This is a genomic window from Terriglobus roseus (genome assembly GCF_900105625.1).
Taxonomy (GTDB): domain Bacteria; phylum Acidobacteriota; class Terriglobia; order Terriglobales; family Acidobacteriaceae; genus Terriglobus; species Terriglobus roseus_B.
Genome location: NZ_FNSD01000001.1, coordinates 2,102,038 through 2,123,293, shown reverse-complemented (window position 1 = coordinate 2,123,293; position 21,256 = coordinate 2,102,038). Strand labels below are relative to the sequence as shown.

Genomic DNA, 21,256 nt, shown 5'->3' with positions numbered 1-21,256 from the left:
CGGTCCACACGAACCGCCACGCCAAATCGCGCATCCTAGCTGGCATACACATGCGAATGCTCCCTAAACTGATCCTCCTCGGCGCCCTTTCCGCCACGTCCTTTCTGTCTGGTTGCAAGCGCGCACATCAACTGGCACATCACGTCGCCAGCTCCGAGCCGGATTACACCGCCCAGATCCAGGCAGACGTCACGCCCGGCAAGCTCGACGGTATGAAGTATCCGGACTTCGCGGACATTCAGTCGCAGGTTGCCAGCGTGTATGACACGCACGACTTTGACGCGGTCTGGATCAAGAACGGCAAGCCCACCGCCCAGGCGAATGCCATGCTCTCCGAGTTCTCCAATGCCATCAAGCGCGGCCTTCGCCCGGACGACTACGACGCCAGCAAGTGGCAGGAGCGTGTTGCAAATCTCAAGTCGCCCGAAGGCGTCGCGATCTTTGACGTGGCACTGACGGTGAATGCCATGCGCTTCATCAGCGACCTTCACATGGGCCGCGCGAATCCTGCGCACTTCACCTTCGGCATCAAGGGTTATGACGATCGCAAGATCGATGCCTCCGCCATCCTCAGCAGCCAGGTGTTGGACGCCAGCGACGTCACCAAGGCACTGGACGCTGTCGAGCCGCAGGCCGCGCAGTACAGCCAGTTGAAGACTGCGCTCGCGCACTATCTCGACCTCGTCCCGCAGGACCACAGCACACCTCTGCCGGAGATCGACAGCAAGGCAAAGGTCGTTCCACTCACCGCAGGTTATCCGGCGATGCAGTCGCTGCAACAGAAGCTGGCGCTGTATGGTGACCTCTCCACGGGCGGCGATGCGAATGCGCCGGCAGACATCAACACCGTCACGGACGCTCTGAAGCACTTCCAGCATCGCCACGGCATTGCTGAAGACGGCAAGCTTGGGCACGATGTCGTCGTCGCACTGAACACGCCGGTGACCGCGCGCGTCACACAGATCGCCGACAGCATGGAGCGCTGGCGCTGGCTGAACGACGACTATCAGAACGCAGCCATCATGGTGAACCTGCCTGAATTTCAGCTACGTGCCTTCGAAGGCACCGGCGCCGATCATCATGAAGTCTTCCGCATGAATGTTGTCGACGGCGCCAGCAGCGACGACACGCACCACACACCCATGATCGCGGATCAGATGAAGTATCTCGTCTTCCGCCCGTACTGGAATGTGCCGCCGTCGATCGCGAAGAAAGAGATCATTCCGCACATGGAAAAGCAGCCCGGCTACCTGGGCGCGAAGAACTACGAGACGGTTGATCTGAAGGGCCAGCCCGCATCGCCCGACATGAACCGCATCGCGCAGGGCACGGTCATGGTCCGGCAGAAGGCCGGCACCTCGAACTCGCTGGGCCTGGTGAAGTTCATGTTCCCCAACCAGTTCAACGTGTATCTGCACGACACCAATGAGAAGGCACTCTTCTCGCGCACACGCCGTGATTACTCCCACGGCTGCGTCCGCGTACAGGACCCGCCGAAGCTCGCAGACTGGGTCCTCCGCGACAACCCCAAGTGGGATGCAGACACGATCGCAGAAGCCATGGCCAACGGCGACGACAACAAGTCTGTCTCGCTCCCCAAGCCGATCCCGGTAGTGATCTTTTACTCCACTGCCTGGTCTGACGACGGCGAGATCCACTTCTTCAAGGACATGTATGGCTACGACGCAGACCTCGAAAAGACACTCGATGCCGGCCGCCCGTATCCTCAGAAACCAATGAAGGCAGTCACCGAAAAGGACGCATAAACAAAAAGTCCAGTCAGTACCAGAAAGCGGATGCCCAACGGGCATCCGCTTTGCATTGCAACGACAACTCCGGGTGCCTCATTCATGACAGCTTCATCGTCATGAGTGGGACATTCGCGTAAAGCACGAACCTCTTTCGGAGGGCATGGCTTCAGCCATGCCATCAAGCATCACACCCAAAACCGGGCTTTAGCCCCTGAGGGAACTCCCCACCCGCACAAACAAGGCCGCCATCCCGGGGCGACCCGGCAGCACCAGATGATTCGTGCCACCGGCCGCCGCCTGTCCGACATTCTCATCGATCACAGCCGAGGTGCCCTTCGTCTTACCGGTATAGGTGCCCGGCAATTCCATACGAGTCATGGCGAACGGATCGATCAGCCATCCCTTGAAAGTAATCCCTGCAGGCAAGGGAAAGTCATACTCAGCCAGCGCATGAAAATCGAAGTAATAGAGATACACCTGACCTTCAATACCAGCCGACAGGTAATAAGCACCCACAAACTCATTCAGCCCGGCCGTCGGCAGGCCTTCCACTATTTCGCGCAGAAACTTGATGCGAGGCGCGCTCGAACCACGTAGTTTGCCGCCATCGCTCCACACAGGTTCCCCCGGTGGCGTGAGAAAAGTATCACCGTGCGTCGCATAGGCGCCCGCCACCGTCGCCAGCCAGAAGCGCCGTGTCATCTCCTCGGCCGAAAGATTCCCCCAGCGGCGAGCGATGTTGCCCTCGTACTGAATTTCGTCATAGACAATCGGCTTGCCCCACGCCTGCCGCCGCTCTTCGGACTTGTTGAAGTCATACTCCTGCAGGCTGGCGTGGGTACACCACGGTTTGCCGTGGTCATAGACCACCTTGCTGTGATGGATCGAGCGCAGGTGTTCATATGGATCACTCGCAACCACCACCTGGAAGTGTCGGTCCCAGTCGGTCATCGTCCTGGTCTTGACCAGGTCATACTCATTCGCGATCGACCACCACACATTGCGATAAGCCGCCAGCCGAGCGACGGCATACCGAAGATAGCGATCATCCTCTTCGGCCGACATACTCTTCAAGCCCCAGCCGTCATAGGGATGAAAGAGAATCACATCGGCCTCAATGCCCATCCTCTGCAGATCCAGCACGCGCTGCTCAAAGTGTCGAAAGAACTCCGGGTCGAACCGCGCTGCATCGAAGTGCGACGGCCTGCCATCGTTTGCCGGTATCTTCACGAACGGCAAACGAGGCTCCGGTCGCGAGCCCTGTCCCTTCGGCATCAGGCACAGCCGCACCTTGTTGAAGCCTGCGGTGCGCAGCGCGTCCAGCGTCTGCGTCTCATAAGGTTCTCCCATAAAGCCCATGGAGTAACACGTCGTGCCGAAAGGGAAGTAAGGCTTGCCATCCGCAAAGGCAAAGTGGAAGCGATGAGCCACTCGCACCGGCCCATGGTTGTTACCGCTCGCAGCCACCACGCGAAGGCCGCCCTTATGACCTGCCAGCGTGGGCACGTTGCTCTCCGTCACATACGTCCAGTCGCCCACGGCATCGGGCATGAAGCGGACCATGTAGCGGCCATCGCCGTCATAAAAGCCGGGCACAGACAGGACACGAGAACCCTGCGAGAACTTCGCCGCAAACGTCACCTCGAGAAACGGATTTCCGTCGGCAGGCCCAGGCAGCGAAACCTCGAAGCAATCCCAGAGAGCCACCAGTCCCTCAGCCGCACCCGGCAGTGCGTCCGCAACCGGCCCCTCAACGACCTCGATAATCAGCCCCGCAGCAACGCCCGCCGTCACCTTCAACATCTGCCTGCGATCCATCTCGCCATACTAAGCGCGGCACAAACCCCGTGGCCCATTCCTACGCAAAGCGGATAAGTGGGCCTTCGAGCAAAGCGAAGACTTTCGGAGGGGCATGGCTTCCGCTCTGCCATAAGGATCACCCACATAACGGGTTTAAGCCCGCGAAGTAAGTCTTGGTCCACGCCCGCGGCGAGTCAATTCGGCGTGGGCCGCTCCACGTGATCGACCACCAGTACCGGAACGGAAGCGCGGCTACTCTGCAGCTTCAGCCCAAGCTGCTCCTGTAAAGCGGTGAACAGATTGGGGTCGTTGGAAGGTGTCTCCGCAGCACCATCTGCAGGATCGAAGCGCAGATCGAAATCATAAGAACCGGTCACGCCAGTCATGTCCGACACAGTCCGGTCCGAAGGGATTTCGAGCAGGCTTGCGAGGAATGACACCGGCACACCTTTCCCCGAAAGGTGCCCTCGAGAAAACATCATCGAACCATGGAGTGTATCGGCAGCCGGTTGCAAACGAAGCCCACCCTTCGCCACGGACAGCGTGTATACCGCGCGTTCTTTCTGTTCCCAGTGAACCTTCAGATGGAACCGATCCGTTAGCAGACTCTGCATCATCAGCATCTGGCCCGTAGCCTGCCGGGCAGAGAAGGCTGCGATGGTGTCCTGCATGGACAGATCGGTGATCTTCTTGAATGCCGGAATATCTTCGGTATCCACGCGGGCCACGATGTCATACCGCGTGCTCCGTGCCCAGTTCGGAAGCCCCGAGATCTCATCGTCCCGAAAGGGCGTCACGCTGAAGTCATAGCCCTGCGAGATCAGTTGCTTCAAGCCCAGGCCTCTGATGTCCACGCCGTTGGCTTGACTGTTCCAGGAGGTCGCGTCTTTTGTCGGGTCGCTCTCATGGATGGCCACCGATGCCCAGGCAAGAGGCGACTTTCCCGAGGTGAGCGGAGCCACACCGGCAGAGCGCGCCTGCGCAATCGCAAGCGCGCCTGCAAACAAGACATTGCGCAGAAGAAACAGCATGCAGTGGTCCTCCGAATCAGGTGTGCAGCAATCGCATCGGTCGGACGGCAGCCGCGTGTAAAGCATTCTCCCTGATGTCGGAGGGGAGTGTCATTCGAATTGCGCAGGCAGTCGCGATCGGAGGGCGCCTATGTCTCGCTTCAAAGGGTTGGTATGGATGCTGCCGAATCCGGCGAAAGAAAGGGTCTTCAGCTCCGCGGTATGCTTCCCGGGCCGCCGCAAGCAATCGACAGACCTTAGCGGCTGAACTCCCACAACCAGGCCATGGCAGACAGAAAGCCCCTCCGGTCACTGCGAACATGGCGTCTGCGGTATCCTCATCACATCCAGATGTTCATGCATCTTCGGCGTCGGCTCCTCTGCTGCGTAGCTGCTGCAATGCTCGCGGCAGCATGCGGCCGTGCGTTCGCGCAGGCATCGCCGACGCCCACGGGCGAGCCGGAAGTCCTGAAGTCCTCCGCCGGGACCATCGAGGTCGGCGTGCTTGGCCGCGCAGAGTACCGCATCGACGTGCCCGCAAACTGGAACCACGCGTTGGTCGTCTTCTACCATGGCTACTCGGAATCACCCTTCCGTTTCCGCCTCGATGGCAGCATCGGTGCACAGCCGGAGCAGATGTTCAAGCGCGGCTATGCCGTCATTCAAAGCGGCTACAGCGAAACCGGTTGGGCTCTGCAGGCCGGCTATGTTGATACGGAATCGCTGCGCCGCTACTTCATCAAGCAGTACGGTCAGCCACGCGAAACCTACGCCGCCGGCGGCAGCATGGGCGGTGCGCTCACCATGATCACGATGGAGCTGAATCCCCAGCAGAAGGGTAAGTTCACTTACATCGCAGGCCTTGACCTGTGCGGCGCCGTCGGCCCAAGCTACGTGCATCTGGACCGCCGCTTCGCCACCCGCGCAGCATTTGATTACTACTTCCCGGGCCTGATGGGACCCCTCGATCCCGTCCCCGCAGACTTTCAGGAGAGCGACGCCCTGCGCGCGAAAGTACTTGCCGCACTGCGCTCGAAGCCCGATGCCGCACTCGCCATGCGCGAACTTACCCTGCTGCATTCGGATGTGGAAGTCTCTCGCGTCATCGGCTATTACACGTATGTCATCGGCGACATGCAGCGAAAGGCCGGTGGTAATCCTTTCGACAATCGCAACTGGCTGTACACCGGCACCAGCATCAACACCATCACGGACTACGCGCTGAATGACGGCGTGCACCGTTACGCGCCCGACCCGAAAGCGCGCGATTACCTGATGGCACACTACTGGCCCAGCGGCCGGCTTACGCGGCCTATGCTCGCGCTGCATACCATCTACGACCCGCTGATTCCTGCGAACTCCCTGACGCTGTACGCTGCGGAAGTCGCGCACGCAGGCTACGCCGACAACCTGGTGCAGCAGTACGTACACCACGAAGGCCACTGCGCCTTCTCACCGGAAGAAGTGGGCCGCGCGTTTGACGAGCTCGTGAACTGGGCCCACACCGGCAAAGCGCCGATCGCAGGATTTTTACGCATTGGCCCACCCCCCGCACCGCCCAATGGCCAGGCCAACAACGCCTCACCGCGCCAGCCCTGACACAATCCCGCTCTTCTGCTAACAGTCGGCCCGCGGCCGCAAGCTAGAATGACCTATGGACCACTCGCAGTCGGTCTCTCCGCAGCCGGCGCCAGCGACAACCGATTCCACAACCATCACCTCCAGCGATTCCGGGCGGAATCTTGAGGCGGCTCTCCCTGCGCAGAAACCCCTTGCGCCGGAAGACTCGTTGCGCCGCCCCATGCCCGCGCCGGCCGCGCCCCAATCGAACGGCATTCCCGCGCCGCTTGACCCCGAGGCCCTTGCGCTGGAATCCCTCGCAGAGCCAGCCGGCGTCCTCGCGCAACCCGGGCCGCCCACTGAGAAGCCGCTCCCACCGCCGCTCGCCTCCGCGCTCTACCTGCCTAACTTCGCAAAAGAAGTGACCTCAAAGATCGACCACGACTTTGAGATCCTGCTGGCCACCGTCCGCGCCAACCGCCCCGGCGACGACCTCGAAATCGTCCGCTCCGCCTGGCAGTTCTGCATGGCGCAGCACGAAGGTCAGAAGCGCGCCAGCGGCGAGCCCTACATCATCCACCCGCTTGAAGTCGGCCAGGTCCTCGCCGAGATGAAGATGGACTCCACCGCGATCGCCGCAGGCCTCCTGCACGATGCCGTGGAAGACACGCCCGTCTCCACCGAAGAGATCTCCCGACGCTTCGGCCCGCAGGTCGCGCACATCGTCGACGGCGTCACCAAGCTCGACCGCATCAAGTTCGCCAACAAGGAAGACCACCAGGCCGAAAACATCCGCAAGATGCTCCTCGCCATGGTCAGTGACATCCGCGTCGTCCTCATCAAGATGGCCGACCGCCTGCACAACATGCGCACCCTCGGCCACCTGAAGCCGGAGAAGCAGCAGCGCATTGCACGCGAGACTCTGGATATCTACGCGCCACTCGCCCACCGACTCGGCATGGGTAAGTTACGCGGCGAGTTTGAAGACCTGGCCTTCCAGTACGTCGATCCCGCCCGCTTCTTAAAACTCGCGCAGGACGTCGAGTTAGTCCGCAACCGCGGCGGCGAAGAATTCCTCGATAACATCGTCTCGCGCTTCCAACTCGAACTTACCCGCCACGGCCTGCCCGGACGCGTCGAGTACCGCATCAAGCGCCTCTACTCCATCAATCAGAAGTTAGTCGCCGACGCAGCCCAGGGCGGCGACGACGATATCTCGCAGGTACACGACCTCTTCGCCGTCCGCGTCATCACGCAGACCGTGCAGGACTGTTACGCCATCCTCGGCTTGCTCCACAGCATCTGGCGCCCCGTCCCCGGCCGTATCAAGGACTTCATCGCCATGCCGCGGCCCAACCTCTACCAGTCGCTGCACACCACGCTCGTCGCCGAAGGCGGCTACCAGTTCGAAGTGCAGATCCGCACCGAGGAAATGCACCGCATCGCCGAAGACGGCATCGCCGCGCACTGGAAGTACAAGGCCAACGAATCCGTCAATGCCAAAGACGAGCAGCGCCTCGCATGGGTCCGCCAGTTGATGGAATGGCAGCGCGAGATGACCGACCCCAACGAGTTCATGTCGACGCTCAAAATCGACCTGTACCCCGAGGAGGTCTACACCTTCACGCCCAAGGGCAAGGTTGTCGTCCTGCCCAAGGACGCCAGCCCCATCGACTTCGCCTACACCATCCACACCGAGGTCGGTCACACGACCGTCGGTGCCAAGGTCAACGGTCGGATCGTGCCGCTCCGGCATCGTTTGCGCAACGGCGACATCGTTGAGATCACCACGCAGACCGGCCACACACCCTCGCGCGACTGGCTGTCGTTCGTAAAGTCCTCACGTGCCCGCAACAAGATCAAGCACTGGCTCAACGAGCACCAGCGCGAACGCGCCATTGAAATCGGCCGCAAGTTACTCGAGCGCGAAGCCCGTAAATTCAAAGTAAGTCTGCATAAGTTGAACGACGCAGACTACGACCGCGTCGCCATCGACTACGGCCTCGGCGCCGGTCCTGACTTACTCGGAGCCATTGGCTTCGGGAAATACAGCGCCCGCCAGGCGTTAAACAAACTCGTACCCGGCAGCACCAAACTCGACGCAAGCGAACAAGAAACAAGCAGCCACAAACAAGAAACTCCGACGGGCAGCCTCGCCAACGTACCCGCCTCCGATCTTTCGAAGATGTCCGACGCGGTCAAGCGCGTCTACTTCGGCAAAGGCTCGGACTCGCTCCAGGTCGAAGGCCAGGGCGATCTGCTCGTCTACCGCGCACGCTGTTGTAACCCCATCCGCGGCGAAGAGATTGTCGGCTATGTCACCCGCGGCAAAGGCGTCGCAGTCCACGCCCGCAGCTGTCCCAACGTGCAAAACCTGCTCTATGAGAGCGACCGCCGCATCCAGGTCGAGTGGGCCCCCATGCCCGAAAGCAACACACCCAGCGGCGGCACCTCCCCCAAGCCCACCCGCTACCCCGTACGCCTCATCGTCACCTGCGACGACCGCAGCGGCATGCTCAAAGAACTCACCGCCATCATCTCCGACGACGACACCAACATCCGCTCCGTAGACTCCCGCGCCAACGACGACGGCACCACCGCTACCGTGGAATTCGTCGTAGAAACCCTCGACCTCCGCCACCTGAACAAACTAACGGTCGACATGCGCCGAGTCCCCGGCGTCCGCGAAGTCCAGCGCGTCAGCAAGATCTAGGCGCCACCTTGTGTGAAAGCTGCGGCAAGTTCTCCGCACCGAGGACCCGCAAAGAAGGTTCCTCGCTCTTGATCGTGGAGGGGAAGAGCTCCGGCGCAAAGGCCGACAGCAGAAATTGGGCGCGAAGACGCCGACACCGCCGCAGCCGACAACTTCATCCACCTCGCCCACGACTCCATCGAGCACGGCCGCTACTAGGAACTCCTGGAGATGTACCCAAAACTAGGCCCGCAACGGAAGAACCATCCAGCAAAGTCCTCACCCGCATCGAGCTATGCCAATGCAAGAACTGCGGAGCAACTTGGCTACACTTCACCGCGCAGCGCAAGCAGGTAGTCGGAAGACAAACCTCGTGGACAAAGATGAAAGAAGCAGCAAAGACAGGCAACTCCCGCTCAAGACTCCAACTCCACACCTCCTGATAGCAATTGCCTTTCCTTATCATTACCTAGCACCACCTTCGCCACCTCAAGAACTGGCGGTGGACATGCGCCGAGAGACGGTATGCGAGTGTGCAGCGCGTATCGAAGATCTGACAGAAACTATTTTCAATAGTTGAAGACTTAGCTGGCAATCGGGGTTAATAATGCAGTTATACCGTGTTAGAGCCTATTTCAAGAGAACTCCTAGCGTTTGCCTCTGCAAGCCCGAAATGGTTGCAAGACGCGATGCGGCGCATATGCACTCAGGCAGACTTAACTCTGCAGGACACGATAGAGATCACTCAAAACCTGCGTGCGGCCCACTCATTGTGCGAAGAAGGCACCTTCGACTGCCTCAGAGAGGACCATCTTAAGCTACCGCTCTCAAACGAACAAGAAGTCACCGCGCTAACTTCAATCAGTGAGGTGCAAAATGCCAACCGTCTGGCGGGAGGCCAAAGCTTAGTATTCGCAAACTCAGGGATAACGCTAATTTACGGCTACAACGGCAGCGGGAAGACAGGCTACGCCCGGATCATAAAGCAGGTCTGCAGAACTCGAGATGAGCAGAGAGGGGTCCTCGCCAATGTCTTTGTGGATGCAACTTTTCCGCCTGCTAGCGCCTCAATTTCCTACAAGACTGATGAAGAGGAGTTCTCGACGGTTTGGATAGATGGCTTAGAGGCGCCCAAAGCATTGAACCGCATTTCAGTCTTTGACTCTTCAACGGCCCCACTTTACGCAGATAAGCAAAACCGGATCGAATTTCTACCAGCCGGGTTGGACGTACTTCCTCGGCTAGGAAAGCTCTGCGAATCTCTCTCAGAGGATTTGGAAGAAGAGATTGCTGAACTAGAAAAATTTGTCACGGGGCCGTTACCGAAGGTTCGCAGCAAAAAGTTCCTAACGCAACTTGAAGATCTTCAGTGCACTAGCACTGGACCGCTGCCATCTGCTTCAAGCCTTGAAGCGGAGTTTTGTTGGACCGCTTTGGACGACCCGCTCCTACTGGAGTTGGAGAACAAGATCCAAGCCTTGTCGGCTCCTGACAAGGTTCTCGCCCAGATTGCGCGGTTTAAAGCGACCTTCGAAATCCTGAAAAGCAAAGTGGAAAACTTGCTGCTGCTTCTATCGCGGGAGGGGGTGGAGGCATTTTCGCAGCTTATTGAAGAAGCCCGTGAAACTCGCAAAGCTGCTGAAATCGCATCTGAAGGGCGGTTTTCCGAAGACCCGTTGAAGGATGCACCACTCAGTGAGTGGATGGAGAAGTCTCTTTCGAAGTGCCGAGTCGTTTAGTGAGCAAATATATCCAGGCGAGCCCTTTCCCTCCACAGGGCAAGATCGTGTCTGCTTGCTCTGCCAGCAACAATTCGATAGTGGATCTGTAGAGCGCCTACAGCGCTTCAGGGACTTCTTAGTTGATCGAACGCAGGCGAAGGCTTCAGAAGCCGAAGCGAAGCTTAAGGCTAAGAGATTAGAGTTCGGCGCGCTAATCACTCCTACGCAGACTGAAATAATTCAGTCGCTTGCTGAGCTCATCGCGACATCTCCACAGATGGAGGAGCTTTCGAAGCTCATATCCACGTTCTGTCTGCAGGCCGAACGGATGCGTCTCTCCGTCTCGGAGGGTGATTGCCCAAATAGTGCACTTGATGCGGGCCTACCTGACAAGATTCAAGAAGCAATCGCTGGCCTCGATTTACGAAGGGCTGCGCTAGAGCGGGAATCTTTGGACTCGGACGCATTGATTGAACTGAGCAACGAGCATTCGGAAATTTTGGATCGCAAGGTCTGCGCCGAGGCGCTACCAGGCCTGAAAGAGAGATTACGAATCCTCCGTAAAATCCGTGATCTACGGAAATGTAAGTCCCAGTGTGCCACGACGGCAATTTCGAGAAAGAGTAGTGCGCTTCGGGATGCTCATCTCACAGAGGACTTCGCTAGCCACCTAAAGAAAGAGATAGAGTTCCTCGGGTTGGGATACCTTCCCATTAAAGTCGAGGGGCGAAGCGCAAAGGGCGCTTCATATATAGGGGCTGCCTTATCTAAAACGGGTCGGGACTCAAATTCACGAATCTTGAGTGAAGGCGAATTTAGAGGGTTGGCATTAGCTTGCTTCCTGGCCGAGGTGACGACAATACCTGGTCGTGACGGAATTGTTATCGACGATCCGGTCTCGTCTCTAGATCATTTACACGTTGAGCAGATCGCTTTACGCTTGGTGAAGGAAGCGGAGAAGCGACAACAGGTAATTGTTTTCACCCACGATCTCGGCTTCTACTATGCCCTCTGGGTCGCGGCAAGTGAGGCGCAGGTGCCCGTGTTGCGAAATTGGATCTATCGAGACGGAAGCAAAGGTTTTGGTAAAGTGGCGTTCGACGATGGTCCTTGGCAAGTGAAGAAGGTTAAGGAGCGATACAAGTTCTTGGAGGTGATGCTCCAAGATATGCCTGATCAAGCGACTAGCTTTCCTCCAGAGAATCTCGAAAGGACGGAAGCTTTCTATTCGAAACTCCGTGAGACTTGGGAGCGCTTGGTAGAGGAATGTCTCCTGAATGATGTTGTGGGACGATTCCAGCCAGGCGTCTCCACGCAGTCGCTCAAAGGTGTGAACGTAAGCGACGAGGATTACAAGCGGGTCTTCTTTGCGATGAAGCGTGCTTCCGAGTTTTCCGGACACGATAGAGCTGCCGGACGGATTCCCCAAGTGCGGACGATAGACGAGATGCGCAATGATCTTGGCGAACTCTGGAGTTATGAGCGGGAGCTTAGGGCGCGGAGGGAAGCTTTGGAACGGCAGCGCCGTGCCCTAGAAGTTCCCCCGAAGGCCGATGTGTCCGTTCCCGGTGCTCGTGAGAGATCAATGGCGTAGGCAGTAGGCCGGGCATCGAAAATGCCTGTCAAGTCCCGGGACCACGCATCTCATTGATTCCATGCGACATCTAGTTGGCCGGTGATTTCTCCGGACTCGCTATCATTGAAGTAGCCCTTCCCACGCCAGCGAAAGGAGTGACCGACCCGGCGCAAGCCAAGTCTGATCGCCAACGAACACGCGAAGCGTCGAGAACGGCACGAAGTGCCCTAAGTCCTTTGTTATCTGATTTTTGCCTGTAAGCCCTTTGAAATCTAATTTTTGCCAAAGCGGGAAACGTCAACTCGTTTAGAAAGTAATATTTAGCCCAAACAGGGGGAGGGGTACCCCCTCCTGTCCGCGCCAACCGACCATCACCAGCAAGGCCCGCCTCTCCGGCGGGCCTTTTGCATTCAGGAGTAAGAAACTATGTTGCCCATCTGCCGACACATCCTTTCCAGCGGCGAACAGTGCCGATCGCTGCGCCTTACCGGCCAGGAGTTCTGCTTCCATAACCGCATGTACGCTCGTCACCGAGCCACGCTGCATGCGCAGCGTGACCGTGCGCTCATCAATACCGAGGGTGTGACCATCGGATATGGTCGGCCTGTCGGTTTCCAGGCGGCACGCACGCCGGATCTTGGCATGCTGGAGGACCGCACCTCCGTTCAGATGGCGATCTCGACCGTGGTGAATGCGCTCGCATCCGATGCGATGGACGTGGGCCGGGCGACGGCGCTGCTCTACGGTCTGCAACTCGCCAGCAACAACTGCGCTCCACACAAGCGCGATCACAGTGAAGCCCGGCACCCCGTGAACGAGGTTGTGACCAGTGAAGACGGCACGATGATGGCGCCTGCCGATCGTGTTCCGCCGGACCTGCTGCAACACGAAGAGAGTCTGCGCGAATGGGAAGAGATGGGCGATGACGCCGAGGAAGATGACGAGGATGACGATGAGGACAAGTATGACGAAGACGGATTCGCCAGGGACGCGGCCTGATTCGGCGTGATGCGATCAAACTTGTTTTGCAACTACTGCAGTCTGTCGGGTTTCTAACTGAGTGAGGTGTAGACCAATGGTTTCGTTCAAGACTCTATGTACTACTGCAGTGATTGCTGCCGGCGTCATGCTTGCAGCTCCCCGTGCCGACCAGGCGCAGGTTTCCTTTGGCGTCAACGTTGGTGGGCCGGCCCCAGGCTGCCCGTACGGCTACTTTGACTACGCTCCGTATGATTGCGCGCCTTACGGCTACTACGGTCCCGACTGGTTCAACGGCGGTATCTTCATCGGCGCAGGCCCCTGGTTCCATGGACCGCGCGGCTTCTACGGCCACGTGGACAATCGCTTCGATCCGCACAACGGATATCGCGGACCGCTCCCCGGCCGTGGTGATCAGGCCTACAACCACTTCCGCGGCAATGAAGGCCGCGACGGACAGGGTCACATCGGCAACCCGGGACATGGACCGGAAGGTGAGCACATGATGGGCGGCCCCGGTGGCGGACATCCTGGCGGTGGCGGTGGAGCTCACGGCGGCGGCGGACACCGCTAGATCCTGAGTGCAGCGTGAAACGACAAAGGCATCCTGCAGAGGATGCCTTTGTCGTTTCTGATGTCTATGGATTGCTACTGCGGTGGGGCAGCCGGCGGCTGAGGAGCAACGCCCTGCGCTGCGGGCATGTTCGCGATCGGCATGTTCTTGCCGTGTTCCGGATCGTACTCGTGCTTCGTCATCCACTCCTTGTACACGGGTGTGGGTTCCATCGCGAGGTTTCCGTTACGCATCATGTAGGTGAAGTCCTTCATCATCACCTTCAGATGACAGGTGTCAAAGCTGCCGGGCTTGCCGAACTCCGGCTGCAGGATGACGAGTTCCATACCTGGCTTCTTCCACTTCGCTGGATAGGTCTCGAATCCGGAGGATGTCTGCAGCTTGTGGTCGCACTCGTACTGGAAGTCGACGCCCTTCGCCTCGCCGCCCTCGAAGAGGTTTGCGCGGCCTTCCCCCTTTGCCTCTTCCGCCTGGCGATTGTGGTAAAAGGTCGTCTGGCTGCGACCGAAGACGTGCACGCGCAACGGATAGTCTGCGGGATTGTGGCTCTCAGCGTGGGCTGCAGGAGCGATGGACGCGAGTGTTGCAAGTGCGATCAGCGAGACCGTTGCGATATTGCTGCGGCGCATGAATAGCTTCCTCCGGGAAGTGCGTCAATGGCAGCCAGCATATCGCGCAGCGAGAACGAGGACACTACGCCAATTCACGACGATCCTTCACTCTGCGTCGGGTCGCTGACTGGAACAGGAAGACGCCGAGCACGCAGATGATTGGTTCCAGCACATGCCGAAAGCGCGCCTGCACCGTCACCGCATAGTACGGCAGCGGCAGCAGGATCATGCTGAGTGAGAAGATCCACGCTGCGGGTGCTCGTCGCCGAACGGCCAGCGCCGCGCCGAGCATGCCTGCGAGCGACAGGAACTGGAAGCTGACGAGGCGTCCGTATTCGAGCACGCCAGCCTCCTGTACGGACTTGGGCACGCCGGCCCAATACATCCACGCTCGCTTGATGCTCAGCGCAACGAATTGCTTTGGATGTGTGTGAATCCACGCGCTGGCCTTCGCGCCGCGGTCGGCAGTCCATGCAGGCTCGCCCATTGCGGTGTATTCCGCGAGGATCGTGCGGTTTTCCAGCGGCACGGTTCGGCCCCACGGAAAGCCGGTTGACCAGTCGCTGTTGCCCTCGAAGTTCTCCGCACCGAAGTTGTCGCGCAGCGGAATAAAGCGATGGAAGGCCGCGTAGTTGCGCGCGGTCCACGGCGCGAGCGCAGCGACGAACAGCAGACCTGCGAACGCAGCCCTGAGCACTCGCGGACGCAGCGCCGTTCGCCAGCCCGGAGCAGCGAGCGCGTGGAGCGCGGTGAACGGCAGCATGAGCATTGGCGTCGGATTCAGCATGGCGAGTGCTGCCCACAGCAGCCCGAACGCAGCCCACAGTTGCCATGGCTGCTGCGGTGGCTCTTCCTCGCCAACACCGCTCAACCGCAGCATGACAACAAGGATCGCGGCAAACACAGCAGCGGTCGCAGCCATCTCCCAGACCCAGCGGACAGCGTACTGCAATGCCGCCGGATACAGCGCCCAGAGCCATCCGCTCCACACGGCGCAGCGACGGCTGAAGCAGCGCAGACCGATCTCGTAACAGAGCACCGCAGTCCACGCGCTCAGCAGGGAATTGACGGTCAGCAGTACGAACGCGGAGAGCTTTGTGTAGACACCAAAGAGCTTGAAGACACCGCCAACCAGCAGCGTGTAGAGCGGTGGAACCCACGCCGTCGGGCCTGTGTGTCCGGTGAACGGATCGCTGTAGCCGTGTCCTGTCGCAAGCGCGCGGCCGATGCGTCCCATCTCCCAGCCGAACTCGAAGTGGTCGTCGCTGGGACGGATGCGGAAGGTGTGCGCGAGCAGGATGTAGAGCACACGTACGGCGAAGGCTGCGGCGAAGATCTGCCAGCGCAGTCGGTGGTCGGCCTGTATAGTCTGGCTTGCGGAGATTGGCTGAGTCGGCATCGCGTCTCCATCACCTTATCGCGAAGCTCACGTGATCGTGTTGCGGCGCGATAGAGTGTTTGGCATGAACCCTTATGCGAACTACCTTGATGGCCGCGATGCGGTCGACATCCTGATCGCAACGCCGTCGGAACTGCAGTCGCTAATTGCGGGTCTGACGATCGACCAGATGGACAAGCCGCTGGAGCCCGGCAAGTGGAGTGTGCGCGAGGTGCTCGCGCATCTTGCCGACTGCGAGATCGTGTGGGCCTTCCGCATGCGGCAGGCGATGGAGACGCCCGGAGCGACGGTGACGCCGTTCGACCAGGATGTCTGGGCAACTCGGTACAGTGCGTACTCCGCCGCAGATGCGTTGCGAACCTTCCTCGCGCTGCGTGCGTGGAACGTGGCGTTCCTGACAACCGTCTCCGCTGCCGAGCGCTCTAATAACCTGAGCCATCCGGAACGCGGTACCTTCCCGTTCACGGAGCTGCTCGAATCCATCGCGGGCCATGATCGGAACCACCTGCTGCGGCTGAAGGAGCAGCTGGGAAGCTAGCGTTCCGACGTCACCTCGCAACCGGAGACGAACGCATGACGATGCGACTCTCAACACTATTAGCTGGCAGCCTGATCACTGCATTGTCTGCGCATGCAGCGGATGGCGCGATGCCGGCGCCGCCACGCAGTGCATGTCGAGCAACGCTCAGTGCGGGCGATGCGAGATCGCTCGCCGCAGCAACCCCGAACGCTCGCGCCTTCGAGCAGAATCTGCATGCGTCGATCTCGACCGCAGTTGCGCGCGCCAGCGCAAGCAGCGTGTCCGTCCGCGTAACAGCACAGATGCCAGAGCGGGGTACACAGGAGGTAGGACTCTACTCCGTGAATCTGCACTCAGGCCACGTGGTTGACGACGATCAGGAGCCGGCGGAAGACCATGAGACCGCGGTCGTGCGAGAACGCCTGATGGCGAAGCATTGCCACTGAGTCCAAACGCGATGGGCGCGGCCGAAGCCGCGGCCATTCGCTGTGATTCGGTTGCTCTACTTCGCTTCCGGCTCGAAGTTCAGTGAAGCGGAGTTGATGCAGTAACGCAGGCCGGTCGGGTTTGGGCCGTCCGGGAAGACGTGTCCCAGGTGCGATCCGCAGGTTGCACAGACCACCTCGATGCGACGCATGCCATAAGCATTGTCCTCGATGGCTTCGACTGCGTCCGGTGACACCGGCGTGAAGAAGCTTGGCCATCCCGAGCCGCTCTCAAACTTGGTGTCCGACGTGAACAGCGGTGCGTTGCACGCGCCACAGTGGTAGATGCCGTCGTCGTGGTTCTCGTAGAGTTCGCCCGTAAAAGCGCGTTCGGTGCCTTTGCCGCGCAGAACCGCGAAGCGCTCCGGTGAAAGCAGCTGACGCCACTCTTCCTCGGTCTTGTGCACACGGCGCGGCGCGTTGTCCGCCGTAGCAGACGAAGTCGCCTTTAGATTCTCAGCCATAATGATCCTCCGTCCATTAGACGCAGAATGAGCGGCCAATGGACCATGGGAAGCCCTAGTGCTTCCGAGTGAAGTCCCGCTTAGGAGAAGCGCGCTGTGACTTCGATCTCGACCCGCGAGTCCTTCGGCAGACGCGCTACTTCGACGGTCGACCGCGCGGGTGGCACTGTGCCCTCGGGCGCCAGCTTCGGCGCGTACAGGGTATTCATGGCAGCGAAGTCGTTCATGTCTTTCAGGTAAACGGTGGTCTTCACCACGTCTCCGAAGCCCAGGCCTGCTGCGGAAAGGACAGCAGCAACATTCGCAAGGACGCGTTCCGTCTGCGCCTCGATGCCGCCCTCGACCAGGTTGCCGGTCGCAGGATCAATGGGAATCTGGCCGGAGGCGAAGAGCAGATCGCCGGAACGTACGGCCTGCGAGTAAGGTCCAATGGCGGCTGGTGCGCCCTGTGTGGTGATGGCTGTCTTGGTGGCACTCATTCCATGAATATTAGCGTTCTGCGGTGACTCCTGCTTGGAGTCAGGAGGTTTGCCGAGAGTCTCTCCTGGAACCTGGTCGAAGAGACGCCGAACCCGCAGCCATTCCTGTGCCGCTGCATCTGAACCGTTGAGGAGAATCGAATCATGAAGATGCGTACACTTGGCGCGCTTGGTACCCCGGTCTCGCCCATCATGCTTGGCGGTAATGTCTTCGGATGGACGATCGATCAGGAGCAATCGTTCGCGGTACTGGATCACTTTGCCGATCGTGGCTTTAACTTCATCGACACGGCGGACATGTACTCGAGCTGGGTTCCCGGTAACAAAGGTGGCGAGAGCGAGACGATCCTCGGTAACTGGCTCAAGCGCACGGGCAAGCGCGAGTCCATTGTGCTGGCGACCAAGCTCGGGAACCCGATGGGTGAGGGCAAGAAGGGCCTGAGCGCAAAGTACATGCGCGCGGCCGTCGAGGCATCGTTGCGCCGTCTGCAGACGGATTACATCGACCTCTACCAGGCTCATATCGACGACGCGGAGGCGCCGCTGGAAGAAACGCTGCGTGCCTTCAATGACCTGGTGCAGGAGGGTAAGGTACGCACCATCGGCGCCTCCAACTACGACGGTCGCCGTCTGCGTGCCGCAGAAGAGGTCGCTCGCAATGCCGGATGGCAGCGTTATGAGACGCTTCAGCCGAACTACAACCTGCATACGCGGCAGGAATACGAGCGGGATCTTGCGCCTGTCGCAGCGGAATTCAACATCGGCGTCGTGCCGTACTTCTCTCTCGCGAGCGGCTTCCTAACAGGGAAGTACAAGACCGCAGCAGACGCAGAGGGTGCCAGGCGCTCCGGGATGCTCGGTAAATATTTCGACGACCGCGGCTTGAAGATCCTCGCTGCGTTGGATTCGGTGTCGAAGCATACCGGAGCGAAGCCGGCTTCCATCGCTCTGGCCTGGCTGTTGTCGCGCCCGAATATTCTGGCTCCGATTGCGAGCGCCACATCCATCGACCAGATGGACGATCTGTTCGCCGCAGCCGATCTAGAACTGTCAGCGGAGCAACTTTCCGAGCTTTCGCTGGCGAGCGCCTACGATACCGCCGAGGCAGATCCCGCTATGGTGGGAGCTCTGCCAGTCGAAGCATAGGCTGCAGGTGCCGAAATGGGCCGGGCGCATCTCGCGTTCCGGCCACTCCGCGGTCGCGCGATTGTCTGGGAACTTTCGCCGATAGCGCGGCGTATCTTTCCGTGCGCCGCCTGGAGGCGGCCTGGCATGATCACTTTCGCCCTGCTGTGTGTGCTTTACTTCCTTCCCAGCATCCTTGCCGCGCGTCGCGGCCACGGTGTTGCAGGCGTACTGCTGCTGAACCTGCTCTTTGGGTGGACAGGCATCGGCTGGGCAGCCATGATGGTTTGGGCGCTGCTCTCCATGCCGCGTTCCGTCTATATGCCGGTTCCGTACGGCTCGCCCTATATCCGAGGACGTTGCGCCCAGTGGGAGCGCTTCTAACAGCGGCGGGAAGAGCCAACGTACCGTGTCGTCGCTGAGAAGCCGGACGATCTCTGGTACACTACCCTAGTTGGCTGCTGAGGTGAAACAGGCCCCTCAGCCCCTTTCGCCAACGATTCACCGCACGGCATCGGGGAGTGGCTCAGCCTGGTAGAGCACCTGGTTCGGGACCAGGGGGTCGGAGGTTCGAATCCTCTCTCCCCGACCATTATTCAGAGCAAAGGGCGACCTCACGGTCGCCCTTTGCCATTGCTCGCAATGTCACGCCGCAGCCGGCTTTGGTCGTAGATTCATTAGCGCCAGACCTGCAATCGTGACCAGAACTCCGGCAAAGGTCCAAACCCCGATAGGCTCGTGAGCGATCGCTCCCCAGAAGACACCCCACAGCGGGAGCAGGTATGTGACGGCGACTGCATGCGTCGCAGATGACGTGCTGAGGACGTGGAAGAAGAGCAGGTAGGCAATGCCGCTGCCGGCGAAGCCCAGCACCGCAGCTGCACCGAGTGTGGCCGCGCGTACGTGCGTCGGCATAGGGCCAGCAAGTGCCAGCGGCGTGACCATCAGGAATGCCGACCCGAGCTGTGAGGCAGCGATCACGATTGGATCGACGCCCTGCAACTTTGCCTTGGCGATGACCGACGCAATCGCATAGCCGAGCGCGCCGCACGAGATCAGCGCAACACCTCGCAGGAATACCGAACGTGGCACATCGGCGACGCTTCCGCTCGATTGGTGCAGCACCACCATGAGGACGCCCGCGAATCCGAGCGCAACACCCGCGAGTACGTTTGCGCGTGTGCCCTTGCGCGTCGCTGCAAGACCGATCAGCAGCGTCCAGATCGGCGTGGTCGCGTTTAGCACGGATGCCGTGTTGCTCGGCACGACCTGCTCACCCCATGCAAAGCAGGTGAAGGGAATGGCGTTGTTGAACAGACCCACCAGCAGCAGGTATGGCACGTGCTGCTTTGCTGCCGGTCGCTTTCCCTGTAACAGCAGTACGGTCCATAGCAACAGGCCACCCAGGCCTGATCGCATGACCGCAATCCAGAGTGGCGGGAAGCTCTCGCCCGCAATGCGAATCAGGAGAAAGGACACTCCCCAGATGGCCGACAGAAGCAGAATCTGCAACACCGTACGCGTGCTCATGGGCCTAGAATTGCATTGGAGAGCCATCGCGTCCAGCGAATCATTTTGATGGCTGCCATCGGAGCTGCCGATTGCTTGATCTCGTTCAGGTACGTACCTTTCTCGCGGTGGCGCGCGAAGGGAATTTCACGCGCGCCGCATCCAGCCTGCACTACGCGCAGTCCAGCGTGACGGCGCAGGTGCAGGGTCTGGAAGAACAGCTTGGCTCACCGCTCTTCCACCGGCTGCCGCGATCGCTGGAACTAACGCAGGTGGGCCATGCCTTTCTTCCGCATGCGGAGCGGCTGCTCTGTATGGCGGAAGAAGCTATGCAGAGTGCCCGCGCGCACGGCGAGCCAGCCGGCGCACTGATGCTCAGCGCCTGCGAAAGCGTGCTTACCTATCGCCTTCCTGCACTGCTCCGGCGGTTCCAAACCGACTATCCACAAGTGGAGATTGTCCTCAACGCGGCAAGTGTGGCCGAGTCCGGGCCACCGGTTCAAATGGGCGTTGATGTCGGTGTCAGCATCAGCGAACGCATTCGTGATCCTCAACTGATCACCCATGTATTGCGGTCGGAACCAATCCGCGCTGTAGTGGCACGCGAGCATCCTCTGGCTTCGCAAAAGCGCATCACTGCAGCAGACATCGTGGCAGAACAGCTCCTGCTGACCGAGGAGACGTGCAGTTATCGCGGTGTCTTCGAAGGCGCATTGCGTGAAGCTGGCGTCCGGTTGGGCCATGCGCTTGCGTTCGCCAGTGTGGAAGCGGTGAAGCAATGCGCCCTCTCCCGCATGGGCATCGCTGTTTTGCCGGAGATGGTGGTCGCTGAGAATCTGCGCGCAGGTACGCTGGTCGCGTTGCGATGGCCGTCACCGCAACTGAAGGTTTACACGCAACTCGTACGTCGTCGCGATCGCTGGTTCTCGCCATCCATGCAGGCCTTCTGGCGCACTGCGATTGAGACAATTGGCGTGGTGAAGTAGTTGCGGATGTCCATCG

Annotated in this window: 19 protein-coding genes and 1 tRNA gene; 13 read left to right on the top strand and 7 right to left on the bottom strand. The window is 59.8% G+C overall.

Annotated elements, in window-relative coordinates:
* Positions 1 to 56: 56 nt before the first annotated feature.
* On the top strand, positions 57 to 1,766 hold the full coding sequence (locus tag BLW03_RS08745) for a L,D-transpeptidase family protein (RefSeq protein ID WP_074653425.1): 1,710 nt from the start codon (positions 57 to 59) through the stop codon (positions 1,764 to 1,766).
* A gap of 189 nt (positions 1,767 to 1,955) precedes the next feature.
* On the opposite strand, the gene BLW03_RS08740 is transcribed toward BLW03_RS08745, so the two are convergent.
* Both BLW03_RS08740 and BLW03_RS08735 read right to left on the bottom strand, forming a co-directional pair.
* A complete protein-coding gene (locus tag BLW03_RS08740) occupies positions 1,956 to 3,569 on the bottom strand; it encodes a DUF5060 domain-containing protein (protein WP_139285150.1) in 1,614 nt (537 codons plus the stop codon).
* A gap of 176 nt (positions 3,570 to 3,745) precedes the next feature.
* Complete coding sequence (locus BLW03_RS08735; RefSeq protein ID WP_074653422.1) at positions 3,746 to 4,582, bottom strand: TIGR03435 family protein; 837 nt, start codon at positions 4,580 to 4,582, stop codon at positions 3,746 to 3,748.
* A 378-nt stretch (positions 4,583 to 4,960) separates the two neighbouring features.
* Here BLW03_RS08735 and BLW03_RS08730 point away from each other — a divergent pair, with 378 nt between their 5' ends.
* The 6 genes from BLW03_RS08730 to BLW03_RS08705 all read left to right on the top strand — a co-directional run bounded on the left by BLW03_RS08730 (position 4,961) and on the right by BLW03_RS08705 (position 13,662).
* Positions 4,961 to 6,160 carry an alpha/beta hydrolase gene (locus BLW03_RS08730; protein WP_212733164.1) on the top strand — a complete coding sequence of 400 codons (1,200 nt, stop codon included), beginning with the start codon at positions 4,961 to 4,963 and terminating at the stop codon, positions 6,158 to 6,160.
* 55 nt (positions 6,161 to 6,215) lie between these two features.
* The gene (locus BLW03_RS08725) at positions 6,216 to 8,834 is read left to right on the top strand and encodes a RelA/SpoT family protein (protein WP_074653421.1); all 2,619 of its coding nucleotides are present in this window, start codon (positions 6,216 to 6,218) and stop codon (positions 8,832 to 8,834) included.
* A 599-nt stretch (positions 8,835 to 9,433) separates the two neighbouring features.
* Positions 9,434 to 10,552, top strand: a complete 1,119-nt coding sequence (locus tag BLW03_RS08720; RefSeq protein WP_139285149.1) for a hypothetical protein — start codon at positions 9,434 to 9,436, stop codon at positions 10,550 to 10,552.
* A 55-nt stretch (positions 10,553 to 10,607) separates the two neighbouring features.
* Positions 10,608 to 12,128 carry an AAA family ATPase gene (locus BLW03_RS08715; protein WP_074653417.1) on the top strand — a complete coding sequence of 507 codons (1,521 nt, stop codon included), beginning with the start codon at positions 10,608 to 10,610 and terminating at the stop codon, positions 12,126 to 12,128.
* 408 nt (positions 12,129 to 12,536) lie between these two features.
* On the top strand, positions 12,537 to 13,109 hold the full coding sequence (locus tag BLW03_RS08710; RefSeq protein WP_074653416.1) for a hypothetical protein: 573 nt from the start codon (positions 12,537 to 12,539) through the stop codon (positions 13,107 to 13,109).
* A gap of 76 nt (positions 13,110 to 13,185) precedes the next feature.
* Complete coding sequence (locus BLW03_RS08705) at positions 13,186 to 13,662, top strand: hypothetical protein (RefSeq protein WP_074653414.1); 477 nt, start codon at positions 13,186 to 13,188, stop codon at positions 13,660 to 13,662.
* A gap of 74 nt (positions 13,663 to 13,736) precedes the next feature.
* Here BLW03_RS08705 and BLW03_RS08700 read toward each other — a convergent pair whose 3' ends face one another.
* Positions 13,737 to 14,291 carry a hypothetical protein gene (locus BLW03_RS08700; protein WP_074653413.1) on the bottom strand — a complete coding sequence of 185 codons (555 nt, stop codon included), beginning with the start codon at positions 14,289 to 14,291 and terminating at the stop codon, positions 13,737 to 13,739.
* Between the two features lie 64 nt (positions 14,292 to 14,355).
* Positions 14,356 to 15,672 (bottom strand): ArnT family glycosyltransferase, encoded by a 1,317-nt coding sequence (locus tag BLW03_RS08695; protein ID WP_074653411.1) that lies wholly within the window; start codon positions 15,670 to 15,672, stop codon positions 14,356 to 14,358.
* Positions 15,673 to 15,736: 64 nt separating this feature from the next.
* Between BLW03_RS08695 and BLW03_RS08690 the strand changes: the two genes are divergently transcribed.
* Together BLW03_RS08690 and BLW03_RS08685 are read left to right on the top strand one after the other, a co-directional pair.
* A complete protein-coding gene (locus tag BLW03_RS08690; protein ID WP_074655881.1) occupies positions 15,737 to 16,210 on the top strand; it encodes a DinB family protein in 474 nt (157 codons plus the stop codon).
* Positions 16,211 to 16,245: 35 nt separating this feature from the next.
* A complete protein-coding gene (locus BLW03_RS08685) occupies positions 16,246 to 16,638 on the top strand; it encodes a hypothetical protein (protein WP_074653410.1) in 393 nt (130 codons plus the stop codon).
* A gap of 56 nt (positions 16,639 to 16,694) precedes the next feature.
* Here BLW03_RS08685 and msrB read toward each other — a convergent pair whose 3' ends face one another.
* Together msrB and BLW03_RS08675 are read right to left on the bottom strand one after the other, a co-directional pair.
* Complete coding sequence (msrB, locus tag BLW03_RS08680; protein WP_074653408.1) at positions 16,695 to 17,141, bottom strand: peptide-methionine (R)-S-oxide reductase MsrB; 447 nt, start codon at positions 17,139 to 17,141, stop codon at positions 16,695 to 16,697.
* An 80-nt stretch (positions 17,142 to 17,221) separates the two neighbouring features.
* Positions 17,222 to 17,620 carry a RidA family protein gene (locus BLW03_RS08675; protein WP_074653406.1) on the bottom strand — a complete coding sequence of 133 codons (399 nt, stop codon included), beginning with the start codon at positions 17,618 to 17,620 and terminating at the stop codon, positions 17,222 to 17,224.
* Between the two features lie 144 nt (positions 17,621 to 17,764).
* Here BLW03_RS08675 and BLW03_RS08670 point away from each other — a divergent pair, with 144 nt between their 5' ends.
* The 3 genes from BLW03_RS08670 (at position 17,765) to BLW03_RS08660 (ending at position 19,337) form a co-directional block, all read left to right on the top strand.
* Positions 17,765 to 18,766, top strand: a complete 1,002-nt coding sequence (locus BLW03_RS08670) for an aldo/keto reductase (RefSeq protein ID WP_074653405.1) — start codon at positions 17,765 to 17,767, stop codon at positions 18,764 to 18,766.
* A gap of 126 nt (positions 18,767 to 18,892) precedes the next feature.
* On the top strand, positions 18,893 to 19,129 hold the full coding sequence (locus tag BLW03_RS08665; protein WP_074653403.1) for a superinfection immunity protein: 237 nt from the start codon (positions 18,893 to 18,895) through the stop codon (positions 19,127 to 19,129).
* Between the two features lie 131 nt (positions 19,130 to 19,260).
* Positions 19,261 to 19,337 (top strand) — tRNA-Pro (locus BLW03_RS08660).
* A 53-nt stretch (positions 19,338 to 19,390) separates the two neighbouring features.
* Here BLW03_RS08660 and BLW03_RS08655 read toward each other — a convergent pair.
* The gene (locus BLW03_RS08655) at positions 19,391 to 20,275 is read right to left on the bottom strand and encodes a DMT family transporter (protein WP_074653401.1); all 885 of its coding nucleotides are present in this window, start codon (positions 20,273 to 20,275) and stop codon (positions 19,391 to 19,393) included.
* A gap of 71 nt (positions 20,276 to 20,346) precedes the next feature.
* On the opposite strand from BLW03_RS08655, the gene BLW03_RS08650 reads away from it, so the two are divergent.
* Entirely contained in the window at positions 20,347 to 21,240 is an 894-nt protein-coding gene (locus BLW03_RS08650) for a LysR family transcriptional regulator (protein ID WP_074653400.1), read from the top strand.
* The last annotated feature ends 16 nt before the right edge of the window (positions 21,241 to 21,256 follow it).